This window comes from Gammaproteobacteria bacterium (assembly GCA_033344735.1).
Taxonomy (GTDB): domain Bacteria; phylum Pseudomonadota; class Gammaproteobacteria; order UBA4575; family UBA4575; genus UBA1858.
This window is the reverse complement of record JAWPMW010000001.1, coordinates 1,268,393-1,292,610: the sequence shown is the minus strand read 5'-3', so window position 1 is coordinate 1,292,610 and position 24,218 is coordinate 1,268,393. Positions and strand designations below refer to the sequence as shown.

The window sequence follows — 24,218 nt, the reverse complement described above, 5'->3', positions numbered from 1 at the left end:
TCAAGCAATTTTAAAGAATAGGTGGATCTAGCCGATTAGTTAGTGAATGTGAAGCTGATTTTCATTTTAATGACTTACAAAAATTTGCAATGAGTAAATCGAAAAACTTTTATCAAATATTGCATGTGCAGCAAGATGCTCCCAGTGAAGTCATACGCTCTACTTATCGCACAATAATGCAGAAGTTAAAAATGCATCCAGACTTGGGTGGGGATCAAGAAAATGCTGCGTTAATTAACGAGGCTTATTCGGTGTTAATGGATGAGCATGCACGTGCCGAATACGACAAGCATTTATCTGCATCACAAAACAGTAATGTCAGAGAGAATTATACAGAGCAACAAGCTGATCATTACAAGGAACCTAGCGCTACGATATTCAAAGAGAACCAGTGTTTTTTTTGTGAATTACCACATAATCATGGAGAACATGCTAAGTCAGATAGTTTGTGTACTCGGTGTGGTGCCGCACTTTATCCAGCGACTATGCAGAACATTGAATTAAATGGAAATCGGCTAATTAATCGAGTTGAAAAACAGTGGCCAGTATCTTTTTATACAAATTGGCAGGATGCGCGCGGCTATATTGGTATGACGCAGGATGTTTCACTTAATGGTATTCAGATACTGTCAAACACATATATTGAAAATGGCAAGGTGCTGAAGTTATCTAGCCATATGCTAGATGCAGTAGCAGTAGTAGTAAATTCTAGGAGTGATCATACTATATTACGTAAGCGCTGGAGAATTGGGCTTGAGTATTTAACGCTGCGTTTCCATCAAGTACAGGGTACTTTTGTAAAAATAGATGCATAGTTATTTTGTGTGGCTTGCATTTAAAGATAATGCTTCCCCTTCAAATGGATTTGTATAACACTAAGTCAAAATTGAAATGAGTTTAAACTTAGTGTCATGACTGATAATAAATCTATTAATAATTTACTTGGAATTATGCGCGCACTACGCGATCCACAAACAGGTTGTAGTTGGGATAAGGTGCAAACCTTTGAAACAATTGTTCCTTATACTATTGAGGAGGCTTACGAAGTGGCTGAAGCTATTTCACGTAATGATATGGATGACTTATGCGATGAGCTAGGAGACTTATTGTTGCAAGTGGTATACCACGCTCAAATAGCGCAAGAAAAAAACCAGTTTTCTTTTGACGATGTGGTGAATGCCATTTGCGAAAAAATGTTGCGACGACATCCGCATGTATTTGGTAGTGACGTAGAAGTATTGCAAGGTAAACAAGACTGGGAACAATTTAAACAGCAAGAGAGATTGGTTAGGGGTAAGACAGAAGAGGATTCTTCAGTCTTAGCTAATGTTGCCGAAGGCTTGCCTCCTCTAATAAGAGCGCGCAAGTTGCAAAAGAAAGCAGCAAAAGTAAATTTTGACTGGTCAGATGTTGCTGGTGTGATCGCAAAGCTTAAAGAGGAGGTCGGCGAGTTAGAGCAATCCATTAAAATGGAACAAGGTAGTGTGCGTGTTGAGGAGGAAATGGGCGATGTTTTATTTTCAGTAGTTAACCTTTGTCGGCACGTAAGTGTTGACGCTGATGTTGTTTTGCAGAAATCAAATTCTAAGTTTGAGAGTCGATTTAGATTGGTAGAATATCTTGTTAGTGAGCAAGGTAAAAATATGACCGATCTAAAAGAGAATGAATTAGATCAGTGCTGGAGACAGGCTAAAAAGATGTTAAGTGTGAAATAGCATTGAAAAATCTACTGCTCGCACATTTTTTGTCAGTGCCCCTACAGAAATATAATCTACTCCGAGTATTGCGTATTGATGGATGTTATCCATATTTATGTTACCAGATACTTCTAGTTTAATTTTTTCCTCGCTCATTCCCACAGCCTGTTTTACTTCTTCTAAAGAAAAATTATCAAGTAACGCAATGGTTGACTGATTCTCAATCGCCTCTTTTAGTTGATCAAGTGTCTCGACTTCTACTTCAATTTTAAGTGCAGGATGTTGCTTTTTGGCGCGCTCAATGGCCTTACTGATCGATCCGCATGCGGCGATATGATTTTCTTTAATTAAGTAGGCGTCATATAAGCCCATACGATGATTTTTTCCGCCTGCGCAGCGTACTGCATATTTTTGAGCGTAACGTAAACCTGGAATCGTTTTACGTGTATCAAGTAACTGTGTTTTTGTACCTTTGAGACGATGTAAAAGTTTTTTTGTAGCCGTGGCTGTAGCCGATAATGTTTGTAGAAAATTTAATGCTGTTCTTTCGCCAGTGAGTATGTCAGGAGCAGGCCCATTGATAATGCATACTTCATTGTTAGGGTGCATAGTATCGCCGTCAGTTTTGAGCCATTTAATGGAGATGTTTGAGTTTAATTGCTGAAAGGATTCTTCAAACCAAGTTTGCCCGCAAAGCGTTGCGGTTTCCCTGCAAATTACTTTTGCGTTAATAATGTCACTATTGCAGAGTGCGGCCGTCACGTCGCCCTGGCCGATATCCTCGGTCAGGGCGATGCGAACAGACTCACGAATTATTGCTAAGTTATCTGTAGAATGCTCGAGCAAAAATCCTATTCCTTGGAAGCAAAGTAATCCTTAGTGACTTTGAAGATGACTGGACTAAGTAAGGCTAATGCGATCAAGTTGGGCACGGCCATAAATCCGTTCATTACATCTGCAAGTATCCAAATTAAATTGACTGTTTGGAATGCGCCGATAAAAGCTGCAACAATCCAAAGTATGCGATAAGGCAGAATTACTTTTTCACCAAAAATATATTCTGCGCAACGTTCACCGTAATAGCTCCAGCCAAGTATTGTTGTGAAGGCAAAAACTACTAAGCCGAATGTAATAATGTATTCGCCAAATGGAATTGAGTTTCCATATGCCAATGAAGATAAACTCGCGCCAGTTTCACCGCTAGTCCAAGCACCACTTATGATTATGACAAGAGCTGTCATTGTGCAAACAATGATGGTGTCAATAAATGTACCAAGCATGCCTATCATGCCTTGTCTCACTGGACTATTAGTTTGTGCGGCAGCATGAGCAATTGGTGCGCTGCCTAAACCTGCTTCATTAGAGAAGATGCCGCGAGCAACACCCATCTGAATCGCTATCATTATGCCTGCACCTGCAAAGCCACCCGCAGCAGCCGAGCCACTAAATGCGCTATCGACGATAAGAGCAATGGCAGCGGGTACTTCGTCAATGCTGCCTATGATAATAATTAAGGAGCCAATGATGTATGCTATTGCCATTATAGGAACAAGCTTTCCAGCAACAGCGCCAATACGTTCTATGCCTCCTAGTATGACTAGTCCTGCCAATGCGGCAATGACGATTCCAGTTATTTTATGGTCGATACTAAAATTGGTATGTAAGGCATCGGCAACAGAATTAGATTGGACCATATTGCCAATGCCAAATGCTGCTATCGTGCCAAATAATGCAAAAAGAAATCCAAGCCAAGCCCAGTTGGAGCCTAAACCATTCTTGATGTAATACATGGGGCCACCAACATGTTTGCCTCTAGCATCAGTTTCACGATATTTAACTGCCAACACTGCTTCACCGTATTTGGTTGCCATACCTACCAATGCGGTAATCCACATCCAGAAGATGGCGCCAGGTCCACCGATAAAAATTGCTGTAGCAACACCAGCGATATTTCCTGTACCAATGGTTGCTGACATGGCTGTCATCAATGCTTGGAAAGGAGATATTTCACCTTCACCAGATCCTTGTTTGCCCTTGAATAATAAGGAGAAAGCATAAGGAATGGTTTTTCTCCAAGGGATAAATCTGAGTCCTAAGGTAAGATAAATGCCGACACCTAGTATTAATACTAGAGTGAACTTACCCCAGATAAATGAGCTGAGCGTTTCAAGTAAGGAAATAAGAGCTTCCATGGTTACCCTCCATCTGTATTGTAATTATTGTTGTTTTGCTAGCATGCAGGACATGTGAGGTCTAAATCAACCCTTAATTATGCACTTAGTAGAGAATTGGCATGAATAAAACAGTGTTTGCTGGCATAAGCTTATTTGTTCTTCTTTATATATTTTGGCTGTTAAGCGTATTCGCTAAACCGCCGTTTCCTGATATGCATGATTGGGTAAATACTGATTTCTCAAATTCAACAGTTGCATTAGCTGACATGGTGGAGGGGGGTCCTGGGAAGGATGGAATTTTATCAATTGATCAACCAGTGTTTGTTTCTGTTGGAGAGGCTGATAAGTGGTTGCATGAGAGTGAACCTGTGGTCGTTTTTGCTAATGGAACAAAATCCAAAGCTTATCCACTTCAAATTTTAATGTATCACGAAATTGTTAATGACCAGTTGGGCGATGAAAAAATCTCAGTTACTTATTGTCCCTTATGTAATGCGGCGATGGTTTTTTCGAGGCAGCATAAAGGAGAATTACTTGATTTCGGAACAACTGGGAAAGTTTATTCGAGCAATTTGGTGATGTATGATCGACAGAGTGAATCATGGTGGTTACAATTTACCGGTGAAAGTGTCGTTGGTGACTATGCTGGGGAAACTCTTACACTGTTGCCATCAAAAATTGTTGCTTTTGAAGATTATAAAAATGCATTCCCATCAGGAAAAGTGCTTTCTAGAAAAACTGACTTGAATAAAAAATATGGCATTAATCCATATACACATTATGATTCGCGCGCGGTACCTATCGCTTGGTTTTTTCGTAGGCCTTTTGATGATCGCTTGCCTGCGATGGAGCGTGTGTTAGGAATAAATAATAATAATAATGCTGTTGCATTTCCTTTTTCATATTTGAATACAGTCCCTTTATTGCAAACTAAATTAGCAGATCAGGATGTGTTGGTCGTTAGTAAACCTGGGATGGCATCATCAGTTGATAAACGTGTTATCCGTGAATCAAAAGATGTTTTAGCAGCAGCAGCTTATTCGAGAGCTGTGGCGGGTCGTACATTAGATTTTGAATTAAATGATAATGATATTGTCGACATTCAAACTCGCAGTACATGGAATATGTTTGGTGTTGCAATTGATGGCGAGTTAAAAGGTACTCGTTTAAAGCAATTGGATCGAGGAGTATATTTTTCTTTTGTATGGCTGGACTTTTATCCGCGGTCAGAAATATTTAAGAAAAGACTATAGCGATGTGTTTGCGATTTAATTACTACTTAGTAGTAAAAACTCAATTAGCGCCTTTTGTGCATGTAGACGATTTTCTGCTTCATCCCAGACTACGCTCTGCGCACCTTCTAGTACTTCAGAAGATACTTCTTCGCCTCGATGTGCGGGTAGGCAATGCATAAATAAGGCATCTTTATTTGCTTGTTGCATTAACTGACTATTCACTTGGAATGAGGAAAAAGCTTTTTCACGTTGCTTTTGTTCTTCTTCTTGTCCCATGCTCGCCCACACGTCAGTGACGATAAGGTCTGAATTACTTGCAGCTTCCATGGCGTCATTTGTGAAATAGACCTTATTGCCTGCTGCATCAACTATGTTCTGATCAGGTTCATAGCCATGTGGGCTGCCAATGCGTAAGTTGAAGTCTAATAAGCGCGCAGCATTAATATATGAGTGACACATATTGTTGCCATCACCTACCCAGGTAACAGTAGCGCCTTTGATATCTCCACGTTTTTCAAACCAAGTTTGTAAGTCTGCGAGTAACTGGCAAGGGTGGACTAAATCTGTCAAACCATTAATCACGGGTACTGTTGCCACGTTGGCGAAGCGTTCAATGGTTTCATGGGCAAATGTGCGAATCATAATGATGTCTACCATGCCTGATAACACGCGTGCAGTATCTTCTATTGGCTCGCCGCGACCTAGTTGAGTATCCTTGGAGGATAAAAATAATGCATGCCCACCAAATTGCGCCATACCTGCTTCAAAAGAAACACGGGTACGCGTAGATGACTTATCAAACAACATAGCAAGCGTTTTGTTTTGAAAAGGAGTATATGACTCACCCTTGCGCAAAATGGCTTTGAGTTCAATTGCTCGAGTTATTATTGTGCGCAATTCCTCGCTGTTAAGGTCTAGTAATGATAAAAAGTGACGAGCCATGATAATTATTTATAGTTTAAGGTTAAAGCTGTTGATGGAAATCTTCTATACATTCACAGATGATATTTGCAATCATTGCAATCTCATTTTTGCCAGTGATTAATGGTGGAAGTATACGAATGACATTGTCAGCGGTGACGTTAACTAATAATTTTTTTTCTAATGCGATGTCAACGATAACTGCGCAAGGCGTGGTTAATTCAATGCCAATCATCATGCCGCAACCACGTATTTCTTTTACAAGGGTATTATCAGTGAGCTTTTGCTTTAAAGTGTCGACAAGCAGTTTTCCCATGCATGCGGCATTAGATAAAAGATTTTCTTCTTCGATTGTGGTGAGTACTTGTAAAGCGGTCGCGCATGCCAATGGGTTACCACCAAATGTGCTGCCATGTGAACCCGGGCCGAATAATTCAGCCGCTGCGCCACGTGCCAGGCATGCGCCAATAGGCATACCATTGCCGAGACCTTTTGCTGTAGTCATGACGTCAGGAAGAACATTCTGATGATGACAAGCAAACCATTTGCCAGTGCGACCGTTACCAGTTTGTACTTCATCAAGCATTAGTAGCATATTATGCTGATCACAAATATTTCGTAGTTCTTGCAAGAATGTAGTGCTAGGAATATTTATTCCACCTTCGCCTTGAAAAGGCTCAACAAAAATTGCACAAACATTCGAATTATTTTTGCAGATCTCGGCAATGGTTTCGCTGTCGCCAAAAGGTGCGCGTATAAATCCGGCAACTAAAGGTTCAAATCCTGCATGAGCTTTCCGATTTCCAGTGGCTGTTAATGTTGCCATGGTGCGACCATGGAAACTATTCTCACATACGATAATGGTGGGTGTTTCAAAATTTTGTTTGTTGCCATGCAAGCGTGCCAGTTTAATTGCAGCTTCATTCGCTTCTGCGCCAGAATTACAAAAGAAAGCACGATCCATTTGACTGACTTGGCATATGCGATCACCCAGTTGTTCTTGCGCGCTAATACGGTAGATATTTGAAGTATGCAAAAGAGTTCTGGCTTGTTTGGAAATAACGTCAGCTAATTTTGGGTGAGCATGACCCAGCCCGCATACTGCAATGCCAGATAATGCGTCTAAATACTTTTCACCATTTTGATCCCACAACCATACGCCTTCGCCTTTAGTGAAGGTAATGTCTTTGCGAGTATAGGTCGACATAAGTGTATTCAAAATAATATATTCAATCGTTCATAAAATAAAAACGGCAGCGGGATCCCGCTGCCGTAGTGAAATTATGCTACCAAACATGCTGTATTTCCAGCTTGTTTGGCGGGCGATTACAGCCCTTAAAGCTTTGCTTAGAAAGGTAGGCCGTGACCGTGAGCAACCATACACATAATCATCGGGATAGATAATAATGTGTTGGTGCGTGATGCCATGAATGCGACTTTCTTAGCTGTTGCTTTCTCTTCGTCAGTAGCCTCTTTTATGCCGAGTAATTTCTTCTGATTCGGCCAAATTAAAGCCCAGACATTGAAAAGCATAATTGTTCCAAGCCATGCTCCAATACCAATCACAGTGATGCCATTAGTGAATAGCATATTTGGTATAAATCCGCCCACATAAGATAGAGCGCCTGCGCCAGTTAACCATGTAGCAAGTGCGCCCCAGCGAAACCACCATAATGCACGTGGTGCAACATATTTACTAATCGCAGCAGGTCCGGGGCCGTCGCTATCAGCGGTAGCTGCAGCGACTGCTGGCACTTGTACGAAGTTAAAGTAATAAAGCAAGCCGATCCAAATGATACCGGCAAAAACATGTAGCCAAACAATTAGCGACCATGTGTTTAGTTCCATAGTGATTCCTCCTGAATTTTTTGATTATTTATTATATGCGTTATACGCTGCAGTTCGATTTAGACAATTAGAGTAATAATTATTGCTAAGACAAATCCTGCAATGATGGTCCCTAGTACTGAATTAAGTGGGTTCACGTAGCACCTCGAAGTAGTTGTTATTTTTTTAAATATTAAAGGTCAATGGAAACTGCAAAAACCTTATTTCTGAACAAGGTAAACCATAGAATGTTTTACCGCTAAAAACAACAATCCCTGATGGCTATAAATACGATCCAACTCAGCTTATTTACTCACAAAATCAATGCATTATGTGAGGAAATGGGTGCTCAGCTGAGACATGCGGCATTTTCACCCAATATTCGCGATCGCTTGGATTATTCCTGTGCAATGTTTGATAGTTATGGGCAATTGTGTGCTCAGGCTGCTCATATCCCTGTCCATCTGGGCAGTATGGCTTACGCTATGGAAAGCATTGTTAGTATTTTTGACTGGCAGCCTGGAGATATCGTCATATTTAATGATCCTTATCTGGGTGGTACTCATTTGCCTGACGTGACTTTGGTATCACCAGTATATGTAGCTAAACAATGCATCGGTTTTGTTGCCAACCGAGCACACCATGCAGATATTGGTTCTGATGAGCCCGGATCAATGCCACTTTCATCTTCACTTATACATGAAGGGATTGTTATATCGCCACAGTATTTGGGTCGTGATAATCAGATTGATAAAAATGCATATTTAAAAATATTCGCTGGGGTGCAGCAAAAAGATAATACCTATGCTGATCTTAGTGCGCAGCTAGGCGCAAATTTACATGGCGTGAAACGCATTCAGACTTTGGTCGATGAACTCGATGTGAATCAATATAAGCTGCTAATAGAACATGTATTTGATTACGCGCAGACAATGGCTGTTATGCAATTGAAGCGAATTCCTAACGGGAATTATTCTGCTGTTGATTATATGGATGATGATGGTTTGGGTAATACTGATATTGTAATTAAAGTAAATGTGATGGTTGATGATGGAAATATACAAGTTGATTTTTCAGGGACAGAAAAGCAAGTTCAAGGAAATATAAATTGTCCCAAAGCGGTGACAGCCGCTGCAGTATTTTACGTATTCCGTTGTTTAATGACTGATGACGTCCCTTCATGTAAAGGAACATTTAATTCTATTTCTATAGAAACTGCTCTGGGTAGTTTGGTCGATGCAAAATATCCCGCTGCGGTGGCAGCGGGGAATGTCGAGACTAGCTCGAGAATTGTTGATGTATTATTTGCTGCATTGGCTCAAGCTTTTCCAAGTGAAATACCTGCTGCGAGCCAAGGTACTATGAATAATATTGCAATGGGGTGCCAAGGCGAAACATCATGGAGTTATTACGAGACTATTGGGGGCGGGGCGGGTGCCACAGCAAATTACCCAGGCTTAGATGCAGTGCAAACTCATATGACTAATACTCAGAATACGCCTATAGAAGTATTAGAAATGAATTATCCATTGAGAATTAATCGTTATGAAATTCGCAAAGCATCTGGTGGTCATGGCCAACATAATGGAGGATGTGGGATAGTTCGTGAATTTGAGTTCTTGCAGCCGGCCAGAGTGACTATTCTTAGTGAGCGCAGGATGTATGCACCTTATGGCCTTAATAATGGAGAGCCAGGCAAGTCAGGCAAGAATTTTTTAAATGATCAATGTGTTGATGGCAAAGTTTCAATGACAGTACAAGTGGGTGACAAAGTGCGACTTGAGACACCTGGGGGTGGAGCTTACGGTGTGTTTGATTCATCTACTGAAAATTAAATAAAAAAACAATATGTGTGGAATTTGTGGTGAATTAAGCTGGCGTGGTCAGTCTCCCAGTGAGCAAAGTATTAATAATATGCTTGTACATCTTGAGAGGCGTGGTCCGGATGATCAAGGTGTTTATATAAATAAACAAATTGGGTTGGGCCATCGAAGGTTGTCGATTATTGATTTGACGTCAGCGAGCCATCAGCCGATGCGCACTGCTAACAAATCAATGTCTATTGTTTTCAATGGCACAATTTACAATTACCCACAATTACGCCAGCAATTGCAAGCGCGGGGAGTGCAGTTTTCATCGTCTGGTGATACCGAGGTCATTTTAAAGGCTTATGAGCTTTGGGGTGAACAATGCCTTGAAAAGTTAATAGGTATGTTTGCTTTTGCAATTTGGGATGAGCGCAAAAAAAAGTTATTTGTTGCACGTGACCGTCTGGGTATTAAGCCTTTTTATTATAGCCAGACAGATGACTCTTTTTTATTTGCATCAAACACGCAAGCTTTGCTGGCAACTGGTAAAATTGATACCGATATTGATACTCAAGCGCTACAACATCAATTTACACTGCATGCGGTTGTGCCAGCACCAAGAACGATATTAAAAAGTATACGCAAACTAGCGCCTGGTCATTTTATGTGGGTAGATGTTAATGGAGTGGGCGAGTCGAAAGCATACTGGGAACTGTCTGCGCGCCGAAAAGATGAAAAGGATGAGCAGGAATGGATTGAACAAATTCAACAAGCATTGCAACTGGCTGTTGATCGTCGATTAGAAATTTCTGATGTACCTGTAGGTGTGTTGTTGTCAGGGGGGTTGGATTCAAGTTTGTTAGTAGGGTTGTTGGCACAAAAACATGGCCAAGTGAACACCTATTCTGTCGGATTTGAAGATCAGCCCGAAGAGCGTGGTAATGAGTTTGAATATTCTGACGCAGTAGTAGAACGTTTTTCGACAAATCATCAGAGATTTCATATTGCCAATGACCAAGTCTTAACAAGACTGCCGGAAGCTATTCGCTGTATGCCTGAACCGATGGTGGCGCAAGATGCGGTAGCATTTTATTTATTAGCGGAGCAAGTGAGTAAAGATATAAAGGTAGTGCAGTCGGGACAGGGTGCAGATGAGGTATTTGCTGGTTATTTTTGGTATCCGAAAATGCATGCTGCGCAAGGGAGCTATATTCAACGATTCTCTTCATTTTATTTTGATCGCGACTTTGATGAATATGCAAAAACAGTCAATGTTGATTACGTTCAGCAGGATTTCACAAGTCAGTTAGTTAGCGAAGCACTTGAAAAAAGTGATTCCGATACTTTTATCGACGCGGTTCTCCAGTTTGATGCGACTACTTTGATTGTTGATGACCCAGTTAAGAGGGTAGATAGCATGACTATGGCTTGGGGACTAGAAGCACGCGTACCATTTTTGGACCATGAATTAGTAGAACTGGCAATGCAAATGCCACCAGAAATGAAGTTACAAGATGATGGGAAATATGTACTTAAGAAAATTGCACGCGGGTTAATTCCAGATGCAGTTATCGATCGGCCTAAAGGGTATTTTCCTATGCCGGCACTGAAATATGTGCGTGGCGAATTTTTGGAAATGGTACGTGACACATTAATGTCGAGTGCGTGTATTCAGCGTGGTTTGTATTCGCGTGATTATGTAGATAAATTGTTGGCGGCGCCTGATCAATATCACACTCGTCTGCAAGGAAGTAAAATCTGGCACATGGCTTTGTTAGAACAATGGTTGCAAGCTAATGTCGACACTGCAGCGTATCCCTCACGATAGGTAGTCAGTAGATCATTGTCAGCATAAAATACCTAGAAATTCAGAGCAGATTGTTTACATTTAGAGGATGTCAGTATGGATGTGTTAGATAGAATCAAAGAACAAGTTGAATCAAACCCTGTCATTGTTTACATGAAGGGTACCCCACAAATGCCGCAGTGTGGTTTTTCTATGCGTACTGCAGAAGCGCTAAAGAAGTGTGGGCATGAATTTGCTTATGTGAATGTGCTTATGGATCCTGAGATTTTCCAGAACCTTCCTCGTTATGCAGATTGGCCTACATTCCCGCAGGTGTATATTAATGGAGAATTAATTGGCGGATGTGACATCACGCTTGAGATGGCTGAGAAAGGTGAATTGCAAACAATGATTGAGCAGGCTGCAACTAAGTAGTGGGAGCGTCAATGTCTCAATTGAGAGGGCATTAACTATTTGGGTAAATTGTATTGTGTAAATTGCGTTAATTTTACCGCCAAAAGTTTACTGTTTAAAAGCTATGTTCGTGACATGAACTTACCAGTCCCAGTATTCACTTTTATAACTTCTCCAGATTCAATGTATTCGGGAACTTGAACTTCTAAACCAGTGCTTAACGTAGCTGGCTTTGTTCTGCTTGCTGCTGTTGCGCCTTTGATTGCGGGTGCAGTCTCGGTGATTTTTAATTCAACAGACTGAGGTAATTCAATGCTCAGAAGTACGCCGTCCATAATTAATGCTGTTAGTCCTTCAAGACCTTCTGTAATGTATGGCATTAAGTCCTCAATATCTTCAAGATCGACTTCGTATTGAGAATAGTCTTCTGAATTCATTAGAATGACCTTGTCTCCATCGGAATATGAGTACTGTACTGAAACTCGCACACAATCTGCTTCTTTTAATAAGTCGTCACTTTTATAAGATTCATCCAATTTCTGCCCTGTTTTGAGATTTTTAAAACGAATTTTATAGAGCGTTGTGGCTCCTCGCGATGAAGGACTCTTTGCTTCAACATTTTTAACAGCATGGGGGATGCCGTTAAGGTCAATGACCATACCTCGTTTAAGTTCGTTGGCTTTAGGCATCTGTGTTTATGGATGGTTAACTTTTATTCTTGAGGTTGCTCTTGGTCTTCATTAGCAAGGTCTGGATTGGACATGGGTATCATATTTTCTACTCTATCATTCCAGGTATTAAGAATTTTGCAAAATATTTCAGCTGTCTTGCGTGCATCGTATAGTGCTGAGTGAGCTTCATCATTATCCCAGGGTAACCCAGATACTTGCGCAATCCTTGATAAAACAGTTTGGCCATATGCCATGGCACCAAGGCTAACGGTATCAAAACAACTAAAAGGGTGAAATGGATTGTTCTTAACATTGGCTCGATTTACAGTCGCATTTAGAAAGCTCAAATCAAAAAATGCGTTATGTCCAACTAGGATAGCGCGTTTACATATATTTTCTTTAGTAGCTTTGCGCACATGTTTGAAAATAGCTTTGAGCGCTTCACCTTCTGGGGAAGCAATGCGTAGTGGATGAAAGGGATCAATTCCATTTACTTCTAGTGATGCTGGTTCCATATTGGCGCCTTCAAAAGGCTTTATATGAATACTATGAGATTCTTTGCAGTGTAAAACGCCTTTAGCGTCAATACCTAAAATTACCGCGGCAACTTCTAACAATGCATCAGTTTGTGCATTGAATCCGCCCGTTTCTACATCAATTACAACTGGGCAAAATCCTCGAAAACGATTACCCATAGGAACGAAGTTGACTTCATTATTGATGATATTGTGTTGGGTCGGCATGAAGATAACTAGCTATTTAGGATTCTTGCTGGGTCATTTTACTAGGTTATTCGAATAATCATTCGATATAATGCGTGGTTCAATTTGCACCAAACTAATCGATAAAACATTATGACAGACATTCGAAAAGTCGTCCTTGCTTATTCTGGAGGCCTGGATACATCCGTAATTTTGCGCTGGTTAGAAGAACAGTACCAGTGCGAGGTGGTCACATTTACAGCTGATTTAGGCCAGGGAGAAGAAGTTGAGCCCGCACGCGCAAAAGCAAAACAGCTTGGCGTTAAAGAGATTTATATTGAAGATTTGCGTGAGGAATTTGTACGTGACTTCGTGTATCCGATGTTTCGCTGTAATACTATTTACGAGGGTGAGTATTTATTAGGCACTTCTATCGCTCGACCGTTGATTGCAAAGCGTTTAATTGAAATTGCACGTGAAACAGGTGCCGATGCAATTTCTCATGGTGCTACTGGTAAAGGTAATGATCAGGTTAGATTTGAATTGGGTGCATATGCCTTAAATCCTGATATTAAAATTATTGCGCCATGGCGTGAATGGGATTTAAGTTCGCGTGAAACACTAATGGCATACGCAGAAAAACGTGGAATACCTGTTGAGCAAAAGCGCAAAGGGAAATCACCTTATTCTATGGACGCAAATTTATTGCATATCTCATACGAAGGCGGTCCTCTCGAAGATCCGTGGACAGAGCCTGAAGAAGATATGTGGAAGTGGAGTGTGTCTCCTGAGCAAGCGCCAGATAAGCCTGAATATATTGAGATGGGTTTTGAGTATGGTGATGCTGTCTCACTGAATGGTGAGAAGCTATCGCCCGCGACAATGCTAAAATTACTAAATGAGCGTGCCGGTCGTCATGGTATTGGGCGTTTAGATATAGTTGAAAATCGCTATGTAGGAATGAAATCCCGCGGATGTTATGAAACACCAGGCGGAACAGTACTCCTCAAGGCGCATCGTGCATTGGAGTCTATCACACTCGATAGAGAGCTTGCTCACCTTAAAGATGATCTTATGCCACGCTACGCCAAGCTAATTTATAATGGTTATTGGTGGAGTCCTGAGCGAATGGCTATACAGGCATTAGTCGATGAAACCCAAAAAAGTGTCACTGGGGAGGTGCGTTTAAAGCTCTACAAAGGTAATATTAGTGTTACTGGTCGAAAATCAGAGAAGGAAAGTTTGTTTAGTGAGGCAATCGCCACATTCGAGGACGATCAAGGCGCGTATGATCAAAAAGACGCCGAAGGCTTTATTAAGCTAAATGCTTTAAGATTAAGAATTCAGGCGCAATCGAAAAAATAAAAAAATAAAACTAAAGTACAAATCAATATGGAGGAAATCTCAGTGGCAATAAGGGGTATGTCTAAGTTGTGTGTTGCTCTATTAGCATGCGTAGTAATGATGCTGAATGGCTGTGCTAGTACACAATATGTTGCTGATGAGCGTGACCCATGGCAGGGTTTTAATCGCTCTATGTACGGGTTTAATGATGGCCTAGATCGAGCTATTTTGAAGCCAGTCGCTAAGGGGTATAAAGCAATTGCACCAGGCTTTGTCGAAACAGGGGTGCGTAATTTTTTCGATAATTTAGATGACATTAGTGTTGCTGTTAATAACTTGCTGCAGGGTAAAGTATCTAATTCATTTTCAGATATCGGTCGTTTAGCGATAAATAGCACTATTGGCATATTGGGTTTGTTTGATGTGGCCAGCTCCATGGGCCTTACCAAACATGATGAGGATTTTGGCCAAACTTTAGGCGTATGGGGAATGGATTCGGGGCCTTATATCATGTGGCCAATCTTTGGCCCGTCCACTTTACGTGATTCTCCATCTTTAGTTGTTGATAGAGTGTTACTGAATCCACTTACCTACGTAGAGATTAAAACTGGTGAGCGTATCGCCGTTGTCGCGCTGGATGTCGTGTCTGTAAGAGCAGAATTATTGTCGCTAGAAGAAACAGTTGATGAAATTTCTACTGATAAATATACATTTATTCGAGAAGCTTACTTAGACCGTAGAGATTTCTTAGTTCATGATGGATCTCCTGAAGGTGAATCTGACCTTTATGATGAACTTGATGAAGAGTAAGTAACTCTTAATTATTTGAGTTATTTTCGTATATGGGAGCCTGCATACTTTGTGGAAAGTCTGCAGGCTTTTTTTATTCTCTACATAAAAGCTGTTTCGCAAAGTATAATAAATCCAATCAAGTAATTGCAGAGCATTTAGTTGAGGGTTTGGAGAATGTTGAGTGTGATCAATTAGCTAACATTATCACTAATGAAATAGCTAGTTATCGATTCGCTGATGAAGCACAGCAACGAACATTGAATCGAGCGCTAGAATATTTTTCTAAACACTATATAGAAAAAGATATCTTTTGTAATATTGATTCATGGTTAGCGCTACTGAATGAATTAAGTCCTGCCGAAGCTTTATTTGTAAATAAGTTTTTTATAACTCAACAGCAAAATTTACTGGCCGTGGAGATTTTGCAAACAGGCCTATTACCAGAAAGTAATTGTAATCCTGCTAACTATTCTATCGATTTGCGAGAAACGGAGCAGTTGTGGTGGTGCTTTAATGAAAGTTCTTTGGAGCAATTAAAACCAGCAGAGCATAAGCGTCAATGGTCAATAGTATTGCACATAGCAGAAAATCTATTGCAGAAAAAACCCAAGCAGTCACTTGAAAAGAAAAATTTAGGTGAAGGAAAAATTTTACTGACCAATCAAAGGATGTGTTTTGATAGTGGCGAAGATTTACGGGTTACAGAGTATCGAGATATTTACTCATGTACTCCAGTGGTAAACGGTGTGCGCTTACAGTCTGCAAAACTACAAGCAGTACCAGATACATACTATTGTGAAGATGGCCGCTTGTTATATGCTTTTATACAGCATGCGCAAAAACAATTTTAAAGAGCGGTGACACATCCTTGTGTGCCTATATTTGTTAGCTAAATAAAGATTTTAGCCAAGAAAAGAACCCGCCAGATTGTGCTGTAGTATTAGCTTGAGATGAGGTTCCAGCAGAACTAGATTGCATCTCGCGAGATGCCTGCCAATGTCTGCGTAGAACAGAGTCTTGAGGTGCTTCAGCTATATTGCTCATTTGTTCTCCTCCTCGATTTGTACCGAGTGTAATTGTTATTACAGGCCCGTAATTTCGAGCCTGCAAGTTATATTCTTGAACAATGTTTGGCCAAAAGCAACCAATTTTATTGGTCAATTAGCTTTTGATGATGGTTGCTGCAGCTTGGACTTCTTGAATATAGTCATTAATCGCTTCTCTTATTAGAGATTGCTGAAGCTGGTCACGCATTGATTCAAATGAAGGTTTTTCTAGTTCACGCATATCTTCCAGTTTGATCACATGAAATCCAAAATCAGTTTGAACAGGCGCTACTGATACATCGCCTTTATTCATAAGTTTTACTGCTTCAGCAAATGGAGGAACCATGCGAGAAGCTTGGAACCATCCAAGGTCACCGCCATTGGGACCAGAAGGACCTGTTGAGCGCTCTTTCGCTAACTTTACAAAGTCTTCACCATTACGAAGTGCTTCAATTACAGCCTGTGCTTCATCTTCAGTTTTAAGTAATATATGACGAGCTTTGAATTCACTGCTAGCAGTGTCATTCATTTGTTTGTCATACGCCGCTTTTAATTCTTCATCTGAGAAACTAATTGAGCCAAATTTCTCGCGCATTAGTAGGCGAGCTAGCATTTCTGACTCTTGAAGTCGTATTTGGAAGCGAACATCTTTCTTGTCTGCAATACCTGCTTTTATGGCTTCTTCTCGAAGTAATTCTGTTGCAATCATTTCGTCTAAGACAGTATCGTCAGGCACTTGAGGATTGCCTTTAAGTTCTTTGAAGTTATTTAAGTCATCTTTGCTTATCACAGTGCTATTGACAGTTGCAGCAATCTGATCTGCGGGGATGTCAGCTGCGTTGCTAGTGGAGCTAGTGTTTTCTTCGTTACACGATGAAACAATAAACGCGCTTGATATCACTGCTAATATTAGTAAACGATGCATAGGTTTTTCCTGTGTTGAGTATTTGAATGTCGTGTTAAGGAAGTACTTTCTTAAATGGCTTGATAGTCACTTGTTTATAAACACCTGCTGCTATATATGGATCAGCATCCGCCCATATTTGAGCATCTTCAAGTGAATCAAATTCAGCAATAATTAGGCTGCCAGTAAATCCAGCATCACCTGGGTCTTCACTATCAATAGCTGGGTGTGGCCCGGCTGTGAGTAACTTTCCAGCATTAGCAAGATCTTGTAAACGTTCTACATGCAAAGGACGGGCGCTCTTACGTTTTTCTAGGCTATTTTCAACGTCTTCACTTATGATTGCATACCACATATTTAGTTCACTCTTCTGGATTAATCTTCAGGTTTTACGATTATGTAACGGCTTAAAATAATCATTTGTATAATGATGAAAGCAATAGTTAGTCCTATCATTCCAAATAATTTGAAATTTACCCAAATTTCTTCGCTAAAATTGTAGGCGATATAGAGATTAATTGCTGCTATAAATACGAAGAAAATAATCCAGGCGGCATTGAGTTTGTTCCATATGCTTTTGGGTGCGTTTATTGCGCCACCTAAAAATCTTTGCGCTAGGTTTTTGTCGCCAATAAATGTGCTGCCAAAAAATATTAAGGCGAATACTAAATTAATAACAGTAGGCTTCCATTTAATAAATGTAGGGTCGCGTAAAAGTAGAGTGGCTCCTCCAAAGATGATGAATAACACAAATGTAATAGTTTGGTTTTTATTGAATGTGCGATTTTTTATATAGTGAATTAGTACAGTGATTCCTGAAATGACAATCGCAATTAAGGTAGCAAAATAAATTGCATCTGATTCATTGCCAGGAGTTAGAGAGAAAGGCAAAGAAGCATTGAGTGTATCAATAATTGGTGCCGGAATGAGCGAGTAAAGCTTGTATGCAGCAAAGAATAAAATAATGGGTAAAAACTCAATTAAAAATTTCATCCTGAAACCTTATTGTTATCAAGTAGCCGCTAAATAAATAAAATAGGCATATAGCCAAGAGCCGCGTATTGTAGCGGAATAATCAACTTTAAATACATAGTACACGCTAAATTTCTTGTAAATTCGATGAGTCAGTATTTTTCTATTCACCCCGTGAACCCCCAATTGCGCCTAGTTAAGCGCGCGGTTGAAATGATAAAGCAAGGCGCTTTAGTGATTTATCCTACAGACTCTTGTTATGCATTTGGCTGCCATATAGGCGATAAAGATGCTTTGGACCGTATTCGTCGAATACGAGAGGTGGATGAAAAGCATAACTTCACATTAGTTTGCAAGGATTTGTCAGAACTGGGTAATTATGCATTTGTCGACAATACTACTTTTAGACTATTACGGAATTATACGCCAGGCCCATATACGTTTATTTTGCGTGCATCGCGTGAAGTTCCGCGGCGCATGCAAGTGCCAAAGCGTAAAACCATAGGATTACGCATCCCGGATCACCCGGTGGCGTTGCATTTATTAGAAGAATTGGGCGAGCCGCTAATGAGCAGTACATTAATATTGCCGGGTGATGAAACACCTATGACCGATCCGGAAGAAATGCGAGAACGCCTTGAGCATAAAGTTGATTTGATTATCGATGGTGGCAATTGTGGAATAGAGCCCACCACTGTGGTGAATATGGAAGATTCAAGTTATGAAATCTTGCGCCAAGGTAAAGGTGAATTTAATCTACCTTGATTATTGATAGCGCCGAAATTGCCAAGCCAGTATAATTGCTAAACCAATGGAACTGATTATCAAGATCGCGCTTTATGCGCCACCTATACTGTTAGCAATTACATTGCATGAAGTCGCACATGGATGGACGGCCCGTTATTTGGGTGACCCAACAGCGGCTAGTATGGGGCGCCTTTCTCTAAATCCTATTAAACATATTGATCCTGTTGGGACCATAGCGGTGCCTGCTATTTTGTTTGCCTTGGGAGGGTTTTTGTTTGGTTGGGCGAAGCCGGTTCCGGTGAATATGCAAAGATTGAATGATCCAAAGCGAGATATGGCTTTAGTTGCAGCTGCTGGTCCTGCTTCAAATTTTGTTATGGCTTTTTTGTGGGCAATCGCCATTAAATTAGGCTTTATGATGGAGTCTGATGTGATGCGTATGGTATTGGTTGAAATGGGTAAGGTTGGTTTGGTTATTAATTTGATATTGATGGTATTGAATTTAATCCCCATTCCTCCACTTGATGGCGGGCGAGTATTATCAGGCGTATTACCAGATAACTTAAGCATGATGTTGGCAAAAATTGAACCTTATGGAATGTTTATTATTTTTGGTCTGCTTGCCATGGGTTTGCTAAGTCTTTTCTTGCAGGGACCATTATCCTTTTTTCAAACACTTATTACTAAAACCGTTGGACTTTAACTTTTCCTAATGCCTACAACCACTGCTCAAAATCAACGCGTATTATCTGGAATGCGGCCGACAGGTAAGCTACATCTCGGCCACTATCATGGAGTATTAAAAAACTGGATTGAATTGCAACATACGCACGAGTGCTATTTCTTTGTAGCAGATTGGCATGCATTAACCACAGAGTATGACCACAGTGAGCAAATTGCACCACATGTGACAGATATGGTGATTGACTGGTTGGCCGCAGGGGTTACGCCTGGTACCGCTACATTATTCATTCAATCCCGTGTGCCTGAGCATGCAGAGTTGCATTTGCTGCTCTCTATGATGACACCGTTGGGCTGGTTGGAGCGTGTACCCAGTTATAAAGATCAACAAGAAAAATTGAAAGAAAAAGATTTGGCCACTTTCGGATTCTTGGGATATCCACTGCTGCAATCTGCCGATATTCTTGTTTATAAGGCTGGCAATGTGCCCGTAGGTGAGGATCAGGTGGCTCATGTAGAGCTCACACGAGAAGTTGCGCGACGATTCAACCATATTTATGGCAAAGAACAGGGGTTTGAAGAAAAAGCTGCACAAGCCATTGCCAAGATGGGTAAAAAGAATAGCAAGCTATACAAGAAACTGCGTAAAGAATATTTAGAGAAAGGTGATATGGAGTCACTCAGCGTTGCTCAGGCTTTGCTTGAGTCGCAGCAAAATATTTCATTAGGAGACCGTGAACGCCTGTTTGGGTTTCTCGAAGGTACTGGCAAAATAATCTTACCTGAACCACAAGCGTTGCTAACTCAAGCTTCTAAAATGCCAGGATTGGATGGACAAAAAATGTCTAAATCGTATGGTAATACTATTTCATTACGAGAAGATCCTAAGCAAGTTGAAACTAAGTTACGGACCATGCCTACTGACCCTGCGCGGGTGCGATTGACAGATCCGGGTGATCCTGCCAAGTGTCCAGTTTGGCAATTACATGAAGTATATTCAGATGCTGATATACAAGAGTGGGTGAAAAAGGGCTGCACTTCTGCGGGTATTGGCTGTGTTGAGTGTAAGCAACCTGTGATTGAGGCAGTGCAAAAGGAATTGATGCCCATACAATTGCGTGCACGTGAATATGAGCAAGATTTAGCCACTGTGCAGAGTATTATTAATGATGGTTGTGAGCAGGCACGGGATATTGCACGTGATACACTAGAGGACGTTCGGAAGGCCATGGGGCTGGTATATAGGTAGAGAAAATCTTTTTGGAATATTAAATTAAGTAAAACATAATTAAATGACAGAAGAACTGACAAAACCTACATCAGAGGCTGTGCCTCAAGCTCAGCAGAATGAAATGCCATTCGCAATGGTGCACGGTGAGCCTGTTACGGTCCCTCCTCAAGATTTATATATTCCCCCAGATGCATTGGAAGTATTTTTAGATGCTTTCGAAGGGCCGCTAGATTTATTGCTATATCTTATAAAACGTCAGAATCTTGATATTTTGACGCTACCAATTGCCAATATTACACGCCAATACATGGAATATATTGAGTTAATGAAAGACTTGCGTCTTGAGTTGGCTGCTGAGTATTTAGTGATGGCCGCAATGTTAGCTGAAATTAAATCACGAATGTTGCTGCCTCGCCCAGTGGAAGAGGGTGAAGAAGATGATCCTCGTGCAGAATTAATTCGTCGCCTGCAAGAATATGAACGCTTTAAGAAGGCTGCAGAAGATATGGAAGAGCTGCCTAGAGTTGAGCGTGATATTTTAGAAATCAATGTTATTCAAACTGAAGTGGTAGTAGAAGAAAAATTGCCACAAGTTGACATGAAAGATTTAATGCATGCATTGCAGCAAGTGTTGAAAAGATCAGAGATGTATGCTGCGCATGAAATTCAACGAGAACCGCTTTCTTTAAGAGAGCGCATGACACAAGTATTGAGTAGTTTGGCGGTAGATGATTTTGTTGAATTTTCGAGTTTATTTACTAAGACTGAAGGTCGCGATGGAGTAATAGTGACATTTATTGCAATTCTTGAACTGCTAAAAGATAGAGTGATTGAAATTGTTCAGTCTGAAGTATTTGCACCAATTTATGTAAAACCTGCTAGCCAGCTAGTTGAAGGCACAGCACTGGAAGATGGGGAAAATGATGGAGTTTAAGCAATTAAAAAATATTGTTGAGGCGGCACTGTTGGCTGCTGATCATCCTTTGACTGCAGATCAATTATTGAAGCTGTTTGTTGACGATCAGCAAATTCCATCTAAAGATGAAGTCAAAAAAGCCATAGCAGAGCTAGAGAAAGAGTGTGAAGATCGTGGCTATGAGCTTAAGAAAATTGCCAGTGGCTATCGTTATCAGACGCGAGTAGAGATTCAGCAGTGGGTGTCTAAATTGCGCGTTGAAAGACCGCCAAAATATTCGCGTGCATTTATGGAAACACTGTCGCTAGTTGTTTATCGTCAACCTATAACTCGCTCAGAGATAGAAGATGTGCGTGGAGTATCTATAAGTAGCAGTATCTTTAAAGTCTTGCTTGAGCGTGAATGGATTAAAATTGTTGGACATAAAGAAGTGCCTGGCCGTCCTGCTATGTATGGTACAACTAAAAAGTTTTTAGATTATTTTAATCTTAAAACGCTCAATGAGCTTCCTTCTCTCGCTGAAATAAAAGATCTAGATCAAGTGCATCCCGAGCTGGCATTTATGGATGAAGATCAGAAAGCACCAGATGCACCTGTGCAATTAGAAGTAATTGAAGGCGGCATTGAGACACATCACTGATTGTATTTTTAGCCTGACTCTCTTTATTCCTCAGATGCTTCGCGCAAGTTGCGAAATAGCATGAAATATTCTCTTGTTTGTATTTTCCTGATATACGCTAATGGCTGAACGCTTACATAAAGTGTTGGCTCGTATGGGTGTAGGTTCTCGGCGGGAAATCGAGCGCTGGATACAGCAAGGCTTAGTAGTTGTAGATGGCAATATAGCGCAAGTTGGACAAACCTCTGAGGGAGTAAAGATTGTCACTATTAATGGGGTTAACCTAACTTTACAGAAAGAAATTGAAACGAAATTTCTACAATATCATAAGCCTGATGATGAGATTTGCTCACGTAAAGATCCTGAACAACGTAAATCAGTTTATGATCATTTGCCAAAGTTGGCAGAAGGGCGTTGGATTGCGATTGGTCGTTTAGATCTAACTACATCTGGAATATTATTGTTCACTACAAATGGTGAGTTGGCGAATACATTGATGCACCCTAGTACACAGGTCGATAGAGAATACATGGTACGCGTGCATGGACGAGTGACACCTGAGCTAATTTATAATTTAAGAGAGGGTGTGCATTTAGATGATGGCATTGCAAAATTTACTGATGTACAGCAACGTCCAAGCAAGGGAACTAATCAATGGTTACAGGTAGTCTTGCAAGAGGGCCGTAACCATGAAGTAAAACGTATGTTTGAGTCACAGGGTGTGCGCGTAACGCGGCTAATAAGAATTAGATTTGGACCAATCGCCTTAGATGGTGCACTGAAAAAAGGGCAGCATAGGCTTCTGACAAATAAAGAAGTAAAACTGATTAATGCTTTAGCCCACCAAGCAAAAAAAATCTATAGTTCGCACCAATAAGGCCGATTTGGCTTGTCACAATCACCATTCTCAGAAAATGAATCTAGCCATTTTTTACCTTCCTCGCTAGATAGCATTTTTACTGAAATCCCGACAATCAATGTTAGTAAGCAGATTACCAAAGCGCTGTATAAGACTTTAATGCTTGAAGGTTTTTTAAGTGTAATAAAATCAGTCAATACAAGAGCAATTATCAGCCCTAATGCACAACTGGCAAATAATAGTATTAACAATAGGCCGTTAACTATGGTCATATGACTCGTCTGATTTTTTTCATGGTTAATTAATTGTAGTTTATTCGCAAGCGATAAAGATATGGCATTGAGCGGCTAAATGTTGTCTTTTGCGATAATACTAATAATCCGGATAAAAATAATTTAAGTCCGCTATATATAAAATTAGGATTATTTAAAAATTATTTTGTAAGATTATTGTAATAAAATGTATATTGCTTAGCTATATATTGCACATCGTTTGACTATATAAAGTATATACATTATATTTTTGTCGTTAAAATTACTCTTAAGGGTTATGCATGTCTAAAAAAGTATCTAAATCAAAAGCAAAGAAAACAGCAAAATCAATCGCGCGTAAAGCGGTGAAGAAAGCTGGGGTAAAGAAAAAGAAATCTAAAGCGATTAAGAAAGCAACAAAAGCAGCGTTAAAGCCTGTCAAAAAAGGTTCGAAAGGCAAAGCAAAAAAAGCTGCGCGTAAAGTTGCTAAGAAAGCATCATAAAGAAGAGATCTCCAACCCTACGGTCATTCTGCTGTGGGGTTGATGATCCATAGTAAAATTGTAATCAAAGTATTGATAGCAAGCTTAGCGTAGTTCCTACTTAATAAAGAGCCATTTAT

The 24,218-nt window shown here is 40.4% G+C and carries 28 protein-coding genes; 16 read left to right on the top strand and 12 right to left on the bottom strand.

Annotated elements, in window-relative coordinates:
- Positions 1-89: 89 nt before the first annotated feature.
- Complete coding sequence (locus tag R8G33_06550) at positions 90-815, top strand: DnaJ domain-containing protein (GenBank protein ID MDW3095311.1); 726 nt, start codon at positions 90-92, stop codon at positions 813-815.
- A gap of 96 nt (positions 816-911) precedes the next feature.
- Entirely contained in the window at positions 912-1,715 is an 804-nt protein-coding gene (mazG, locus tag R8G33_06545) for a nucleoside triphosphate pyrophosphohydrolase (protein ID MDW3095310.1), read from the top strand.
- Here the strand turns inward: mazG and nadC are convergent.
- Both nadC and R8G33_06535 read right to left on the bottom strand, forming a co-directional pair.
- Entirely contained in the window at positions 1,701-2,543 is an 843-nt protein-coding gene (gene nadC / locus R8G33_06540) for a carboxylating nicotinate-nucleotide diphosphorylase (GenBank protein MDW3095309.1), read from the bottom strand. The two genes, mazG and nadC, sit on opposite strands and share 15 nt — an antisense overlap.
- Before the next feature lie 5 nt (positions 2,544-2,548).
- Positions 2,549-3,889 carry a sodium:alanine symporter family protein gene (locus R8G33_06535; protein ID MDW3095308.1) on the bottom strand — a complete coding sequence of 447 codons (1,341 nt, stop codon included), beginning with the start codon at positions 3,887-3,889 and terminating at the stop codon, positions 2,549-2,551.
- Positions 3,890-3,990: 101 nt separating this feature from the next.
- On the opposite strand from R8G33_06535, the gene R8G33_06530 reads away from it, so the two are divergent.
- Positions 3,991-5,124 (top strand): DUF3179 domain-containing protein, encoded by a 1,134-nt coding sequence (locus tag R8G33_06530; GenBank protein MDW3095307.1) that lies wholly within the window; start codon positions 3,991-3,993, stop codon positions 5,122-5,124.
- Positions 5,125-5,139: 15 nt separating this feature from the next.
- On the opposite strand, the gene argF is transcribed toward R8G33_06530, so the two are convergent.
- The 3 genes from argF to R8G33_06515 all read right to left on the bottom strand — a co-directional run bounded on the left by argF (position 5,140) and on the right by R8G33_06515 (position 7,875).
- Positions 5,140-6,051, bottom strand: a complete 912-nt coding sequence (gene argF, locus R8G33_06525) for an ornithine carbamoyltransferase (GenBank protein MDW3095306.1) — start codon at positions 6,049-6,051, stop codon at positions 5,140-5,142.
- Positions 6,052-6,070: 19 nt separating this feature from the next.
- Positions 6,071-7,234: an aspartate aminotransferase family protein gene (locus R8G33_06520; protein MDW3095305.1), complete on the bottom strand. Its 1,164-nt coding sequence runs from the start codon at positions 7,232-7,234 to the stop codon at positions 6,071-6,073.
- 140 nt (positions 7,235-7,374) lie between these two features.
- Positions 7,375-7,875, bottom strand: coding sequence for a urate hydroxylase PuuD (locus R8G33_06515; GenBank protein MDW3095304.1), 501 nt, complete (start codon positions 7,873-7,875; stop codon positions 7,375-7,377).
- 257 nt (positions 7,876-8,132) lie between these two features.
- On the opposite strand from R8G33_06515, the gene R8G33_06510 reads away from it, so the two are divergent.
- From R8G33_06510 to grxD, 3 genes are all read left to right on the top strand, one after another.
- Positions 8,133-9,689, top strand: a complete 1,557-nt coding sequence (locus R8G33_06510; protein ID MDW3095303.1) for a hydantoinase B/oxoprolinase family protein — start codon at positions 8,133-8,135, stop codon at positions 9,687-9,689.
- Between the two features lie 13 nt (positions 9,690-9,702).
- Positions 9,703-11,490, top strand: coding sequence for an N-acetylglutaminylglutamine amidotransferase (locus tag R8G33_06505; protein MDW3095302.1), 1,788 nt, complete (start codon positions 9,703-9,705; stop codon positions 11,488-11,490).
- Between the two features lie 75 nt (positions 11,491-11,565).
- Positions 11,566-11,883: a Grx4 family monothiol glutaredoxin gene (gene grxD / locus R8G33_06500; GenBank protein MDW3095301.1), complete on the top strand. Its 318-nt coding sequence runs from the start codon at positions 11,566-11,568 to the stop codon at positions 11,881-11,883.
- Between the two features lie 101 nt (positions 11,884-11,984).
- On the opposite strand, the gene yeiP is transcribed toward grxD, so the two are convergent.
- Complete coding sequence (gene yeiP, locus R8G33_06495; GenBank protein MDW3095300.1) at positions 11,985-12,551, bottom strand: elongation factor P-like protein YeiP; 567 nt, start codon at positions 12,549-12,551, stop codon at positions 11,985-11,987.
- A 23-nt stretch (positions 12,552-12,574) separates the two neighbouring features.
- On the bottom strand, positions 12,575-13,276 hold the full coding sequence (rnt, locus tag R8G33_06490) for a ribonuclease T (protein MDW3095299.1): 702 nt from the start codon (positions 13,274-13,276) through the stop codon (positions 12,575-12,577).
- A gap of 108 nt (positions 13,277-13,384) precedes the next feature.
- On the opposite strand from rnt, the gene R8G33_06485 reads away from it, so the two are divergent.
- From R8G33_06485 to R8G33_06475, 3 genes are read left to right on the top strand one after another with little or no spacing between them, the layout of a single operon-like run.
- A complete protein-coding gene (locus R8G33_06485) occupies positions 13,385-14,599 on the top strand; it encodes an argininosuccinate synthase (protein ID MDW3095298.1) in 1,215 nt (404 codons plus the stop codon).
- Between the two features lie 42 nt (positions 14,600-14,641).
- Entirely contained in the window at positions 14,642-15,388 is a 747-nt protein-coding gene (locus R8G33_06480) for a VacJ family lipoprotein (GenBank protein MDW3095297.1), read from the top strand.
- Positions 15,389-15,420: 32 nt separating this feature from the next.
- Positions 15,421-16,221: a hypothetical protein gene (locus R8G33_06475; GenBank protein MDW3095296.1), complete on the top strand. Its 801-nt coding sequence runs from the start codon at positions 15,421-15,423 to the stop codon at positions 16,219-16,221.
- Between the two features lie 34 nt (positions 16,222-16,255).
- Here R8G33_06475 and R8G33_06470 read toward each other — a convergent pair whose 3' ends face one another.
- From R8G33_06470 to R8G33_06455, 4 genes are all read right to left on the bottom strand, one after another.
- Positions 16,256-16,414 carry a hypothetical protein gene (locus tag R8G33_06470; GenBank protein MDW3095295.1) on the bottom strand — a complete coding sequence of 53 codons (159 nt, stop codon included), beginning with the start codon at positions 16,412-16,414 and terminating at the stop codon, positions 16,256-16,258.
- A 117-nt stretch (positions 16,415-16,531) separates the two neighbouring features.
- Positions 16,532-17,341: a peptidylprolyl isomerase gene (locus R8G33_06465; protein MDW3095294.1), complete on the bottom strand. Its 810-nt coding sequence runs from the start codon at positions 17,339-17,341 to the stop codon at positions 16,532-16,534.
- 34 nt (positions 17,342-17,375) lie between these two features.
- Positions 17,376-17,675, bottom strand: coding sequence for a YciI family protein (locus tag R8G33_06460; GenBank protein MDW3095293.1), 300 nt, complete (start codon positions 17,673-17,675; stop codon positions 17,376-17,378).
- 20 nt (positions 17,676-17,695) lie between these two features.
- Positions 17,696-18,313 (bottom strand): septation protein A, encoded by a 618-nt coding sequence (locus tag R8G33_06455; GenBank protein MDW3095292.1) that lies wholly within the window; start codon positions 18,311-18,313, stop codon positions 17,696-17,698.
- Between the two features lie 126 nt (positions 18,314-18,439).
- Here R8G33_06455 and R8G33_06450 point away from each other — a divergent pair, with 126 nt between their 5' ends.
- The 6 genes from R8G33_06450 (at position 18,440) to R8G33_06425 (ending at position 23,363) form a co-directional block, all read left to right on the top strand.
- Positions 18,440-19,057 (top strand): L-threonylcarbamoyladenylate synthase, encoded by a 618-nt coding sequence (locus R8G33_06450; GenBank protein MDW3095291.1) that lies wholly within the window; start codon positions 18,440-18,442, stop codon positions 19,055-19,057.
- A gap of 46 nt (positions 19,058-19,103) precedes the next feature.
- On the top strand, positions 19,104-19,742 hold the full coding sequence (locus R8G33_06445) for a site-2 protease family protein (GenBank protein MDW3095290.1): 639 nt from the start codon (positions 19,104-19,106) through the stop codon (positions 19,740-19,742).
- Between the two features lie 9 nt (positions 19,743-19,751).
- Positions 19,752-20,969, top strand: coding sequence for a tryptophan--tRNA ligase (locus R8G33_06440; GenBank protein MDW3095289.1), 1,218 nt, complete (start codon positions 19,752-19,754; stop codon positions 20,967-20,969).
- Between the two features lie 43 nt (positions 20,970-21,012).
- Positions 21,013-21,885, top strand: coding sequence for a ScpA family protein (locus R8G33_06435; GenBank protein MDW3095288.1), 873 nt, complete (start codon positions 21,013-21,015; stop codon positions 21,883-21,885).
- Positions 21,872-22,507: an SMC-Scp complex subunit ScpB gene (scpB, locus tag R8G33_06430; protein MDW3095287.1), complete on the top strand. Its 636-nt coding sequence runs from the start codon at positions 21,872-21,874 to the stop codon at positions 22,505-22,507. The genes R8G33_06435 and scpB overlap by 14 nt, the downstream gene beginning before the upstream one ends.
- Before the next feature lie 100 nt (positions 22,508-22,607).
- A complete protein-coding gene (locus tag R8G33_06425) occupies positions 22,608-23,363 on the top strand; it encodes a pseudouridine synthase (GenBank protein ID MDW3095286.1) in 756 nt (251 codons plus the stop codon).
- Here the strand turns inward: R8G33_06425 and R8G33_06420 are convergent.
- Positions 23,345-23,617 (bottom strand): hypothetical protein, encoded by a 273-nt coding sequence (locus R8G33_06420; protein ID MDW3095285.1) that lies wholly within the window; start codon positions 23,615-23,617, stop codon positions 23,345-23,347. The genes R8G33_06425 and R8G33_06420 overlap by 19 nt on opposite strands.
- 281 nt (positions 23,618-23,898) lie before the next feature.
- On the opposite strand from R8G33_06420, the gene R8G33_06415 reads away from it, so the two are divergent.
- A complete protein-coding gene (locus R8G33_06415; GenBank protein MDW3095284.1) occupies positions 23,899-24,099 on the top strand; it encodes a hypothetical protein in 201 nt (66 codons plus the stop codon).
- The last annotated feature ends 119 nt before the right edge of the window (positions 24,100-24,218 follow it).

Coding starts and splice junctions, on each gene's coding strand:
- R8G33_06550 (MDW3095311.1), top strand. CDS start 90: ATGAGTAAATCGAAAAACTTTTATCAAATATTGCATGTGCAGCAAGAT.
- mazG (MDW3095310.1), top strand. CDS start 912: ATGACTGATAATAAATCTATTAATAATTTACTTGGAATTATGCGCGCA.
- R8G33_06535 (MDW3095308.1), bottom strand. CDS start 3,889: ATGGAAGCTCTTATTTCCTTACTTGAAACGCTCAGCTCATTTATCTGG.
- R8G33_06530 (MDW3095307.1), top strand. CDS start 3,991: ATGAATAAAACAGTGTTTGCTGGCATAAGCTTATTTGTTCTTCTTTAT.
- R8G33_06520 (MDW3095305.1), bottom strand. CDS start 7,234: ATGTCGACCTATACTCGCAAAGACATTACCTTCACTAAAGGCGAAGGC.
- R8G33_06515 (MDW3095304.1), bottom strand. CDS start 7,875: ATGGAACTAAACACATGGTCGCTAATTGTTTGGCTACATGTTTTTGCC.
- R8G33_06510 (MDW3095303.1), top strand. CDS start 8,133: ATGGCTATAAATACGATCCAACTCAGCTTATTTACTCACAAAATCAAT.
- R8G33_06505 (MDW3095302.1), top strand. CDS start 9,703: ATGTGTGGAATTTGTGGTGAATTAAGCTGGCGTGGTCAGTCTCCCAGT.
- grxD (MDW3095301.1), top strand. CDS start 11,566: ATGGATGTGTTAGATAGAATCAAAGAACAAGTTGAATCAAACCCTGTC.
- yeiP (MDW3095300.1), bottom strand. CDS start 12,551: ATGCCTAAAGCCAACGAACTTAAACGAGGTATGGTCATTGACCTTAAC.
- rnt (MDW3095299.1), bottom strand. CDS start 13,276: ATGCCGACCCAACACAATATCATCAATAATGAAGTCAACTTCGTTCCT.
- R8G33_06475 (MDW3095296.1), top strand. CDS start 15,421: ATGGGAGCCTGCATACTTTGTGGAAAGTCTGCAGGCTTTTTTTATTCT.
- R8G33_06470 (MDW3095295.1), bottom strand. CDS start 16,414: ATGAGCAATATAGCTGAAGCACCTCAAGACTCTGTTCTACGCAGACAT.
- R8G33_06465 (MDW3095294.1), bottom strand. CDS start 17,341: ATGCATCGTTTACTAATATTAGCAGTGATATCAAGCGCGTTTATTGTT.
- R8G33_06460 (MDW3095293.1), bottom strand. CDS start 17,675: ATGTGGTATGCAATCATAAGTGAAGACGTTGAAAATAGCCTAGAAAAA.
- R8G33_06455 (MDW3095292.1), bottom strand. CDS start 18,313: ATGAAATTTTTAATTGAGTTTTTACCCATTATTTTATTCTTTGCTGCA.
- R8G33_06450 (MDW3095291.1), top strand. CDS start 18,440: ATGAGTCAGTATTTTTCTATTCACCCCGTGAACCCCCAATTGCGCCTA.
- R8G33_06445 (MDW3095290.1), top strand. CDS start 19,104: ATGGAACTGATTATCAAGATCGCGCTTTATGCGCCACCTATACTGTTA.
- R8G33_06440 (MDW3095289.1), top strand. CDS start 19,752: ATGCCTACAACCACTGCTCAAAATCAACGCGTATTATCTGGAATGCGG.
- R8G33_06435 (MDW3095288.1), top strand. CDS start 21,013: ATGACAGAAGAACTGACAAAACCTACATCAGAGGCTGTGCCTCAAGCT.
- scpB (MDW3095287.1), top strand. CDS start 21,872: ATGATGGAGTTTAAGCAATTAAAAAATATTGTTGAGGCGGCACTGTTG.
- R8G33_06425 (MDW3095286.1), top strand. CDS start 22,608: ATGGCTGAACGCTTACATAAAGTGTTGGCTCGTATGGGTGTAGGTTCT.
- R8G33_06420 (MDW3095285.1), bottom strand. CDS start 23,617: ATGACCATAGTTAACGGCCTATTGTTAATACTATTATTTGCCAGTTGT.
- R8G33_06415 (MDW3095284.1), top strand. CDS start 23,899: ATGTCTAAAAAAGTATCTAAATCAAAAGCAAAGAAAACAGCAAAATCA.